Source organism: Streptomyces sp. NPDC059456, from assembly GCF_042750055.1.
In the GTDB taxonomy this organism is placed as follows: Bacteria; Actinomycetota; Actinomycetes; order Streptomycetales; family Streptomycetaceae; genus Streptomyces.
In genome coordinates this window covers 3625-5554 of record NZ_JBHYVA010000583.1, presented here as the reverse complement: position 1 = coordinate 5554, position 1930 = coordinate 3625, and the positions used below count along the sequence as shown (strand labels likewise).

General features: G+C 75.0%; 2 protein-coding genes and 1 pseudogene. 1 reads left to right on the top strand and 2 read right to left on the bottom strand.

Features of this window, described 5'->3' with window-relative positions; genetic code table 11:
* Positions 1-380: pseudogene (locus tag ACFXA3_RS33990) on the top strand (hypothetical protein); the annotation flags it as partial.
* A 67-nt stretch (positions 381-447) separates the two neighbouring features.
* Here ACFXA3_RS33990 and ACFXA3_RS33985 read toward each other — a convergent pair.
* Together ACFXA3_RS33985 and ACFXA3_RS33980 are read right to left on the bottom strand one after the other, a co-directional pair.
* Positions 448-972, bottom strand: coding sequence for a hypothetical protein (locus ACFXA3_RS33985; protein ID WP_385193286.1), 525 nt, complete (start codon positions 970-972; stop codon positions 448-450).
* 94 nt (positions 973-1066) lie between these two features.
* The gene (locus ACFXA3_RS33980) at positions 1067-1735 is read right to left on the bottom strand and encodes a uracil-DNA glycosylase (protein WP_385193285.1); all 669 of its coding nucleotides are present in this window, start codon (positions 1733-1735) and stop codon (positions 1067-1069) included.
* Positions 1736-1930: the final 195 nt, after the last annotated feature.

Below are 1930 nucleotides of genomic sequence, written 5' to 3'. Positions count from 1 at the left end.
CGCCCGTCCTGGAGGCGCTCAATGCGGTACCGGGGAGTTCCGCGCGGCCCGCGTCCCCGGCCGGGGACGGGCCGTCCGCTCCGGGCGGAGCGGCGGTTCCGGCGGGCTCGGCGGGCCCGGCGGTCCCGGCCGCCGAAGGGCCCGCTCAGGCGGTCACGCCGGTACCGGACATCCCGGAGCCCCGCCGGCCCGCGAAACGCGCCCACGCGGGCAAGGGCGGCCGCCAGGACCCTTCGGGGCCGCAAGCGGAGGTCCAGCGCGAACTGGTGAAGGAGCTGCCGGTCCGGCCGGCCGACGTGTGCGCCCTGGGCCGCCGGCACGGCCGCTGGCACCCGGACAGCCCGGAGGCCCGCATCTGCGCGGGTGTCCAGAACGGCTGACCCGGCTGCCCGGCTGACGGGCCCCGCGCCGCCCTGACTGCCGGGGCCGTCCGGCGGCCGGCGGGGCCTACGGGTGCTGTTCCGGGAACGGCCGGGGGCCCCTGCCCGGTTCCGCGGCGAGGCGCCGCTCCAGCCGGGCGATGGCGGCCCGTACGCCGTTCCCGTACCCGTCGTCGGACAGCGCCCCGGTGGCGGCGCGGGCCCGGGCCAGGTGCAGCCGCGCCGCGTCGGGCCGCTGGAGCTTCACGTAGTCGGCGGCCAGGTTGAGGTGCAGCGACGGGTAGAACACGCGCACGGCGGGATGCGGTTCGTGCTGCGCGGGCAGCCCGTCCCGCAGCCCCCGCCCCAGTGCGTCGGCGGCGGTCAGGGCCCGAAGGTCCCAGGCCAGTTCGTCGGCGGGGTCGTCCTGCGCGTCGGCCATGTAGTGCGCGAGCGTGCAGCGGTGGAGGGAGTCGCCGTCCTCGCCGATCTCGGTCCAGATCTCGCCGAGGCGGTTGCGGGCCTCCTCGCGGTCACCGGCGTGCAGCAGGATGACGGCCTGGCCGATCCTGGTCATGACGGCGTCCTCCGACGCCTCCTGCTGCTCCGTCACGGCGGCCTCCGGCTCGCTCTGCCAGACCCGCTCCGGTCTGGTCGTCACGACGCTAACCGGAGGCACCGGCAATGGCACCGAGGCGCGTGCGGCGTCAGCCGAGGTTCGGGATCGTCCAGTCGATCGGCGCATGGCCCTGGGCCGCCACGGCCTCGTTGATCTGCGTGAAGGGCCGGGAGCCGAAGAACTTCTTGGCCGACAGCGGGGAGGGGTGGGCGCCCTTGACGACCACGTGCCGCTCCTCGTCGATGAGCGGGAGCTTCTTCTGGGCGTAGGCGCCCCAGAGCACGAAGACGGCCGGGTCGGGGCGGTCGGCGACGGCGCGGATCACCGCGTCGGTGAACTTCTCCCAGCCCTTGCCCTTGTGCGAGTTGGGCTCGGCCTCGCGGACGGTGAGGACCGCGTTGAGCAGCAGGACGCCCTGCTCGGCCCACGGCATCAGGTACCCGTTGTCCGGGACGGGCGTGCCCAGCTCCGCCTGCATCTCCTTGTAGATGTTGCGCAGCGAGGGCGGGGTCTTGACCCCGGGCTGCACGGAGAAGCACAGGCCGTGGCCCTGGCCGGCGCCGTGGTAGGGGTCCTGGCCGAGGACGAGGACCTTCACCCGGTCGAAGGGCGTGGCCTCCAGGGCTGCGAAGACCTGCTCTCGGGGCGGGTAGACCGGCCCGTTCGCCCGCTCCTTCTCGACGAACTCGACGAGCTCTTTGAAGTAGGGCTGGTCCAGCTCGTCGCCGAGGACGGGGAGCCAGGACTCGGGCAGCATCTGGGTCACGTGTACAACCTCCGGTACAAGTTCGTGCAACTGCTTGGTGCAACAGTCCAGAACCTACCGGGGGCCACTGACAACGCCGCACCGCGGGGGGGCCGGGGGGGCCCCCGCGCGGGGGGCCGCGCGGGCGCGCGCCGCGCCCGCCAGCGGCCACCCGCGCCGGCGGGGGCCCCCCGCGCCCGTGTACAC

Bases quoted from the DNA above. Each gene is read 5' to 3' on its own strand.
- ACFXA3_RS33980 (WP_385193285.1), bottom strand. From the start codon at position 1,735: ATGCTGCCCGAGTCCTGGCTCCCCGTCCTCGGCGACGAGCTGGACCAG.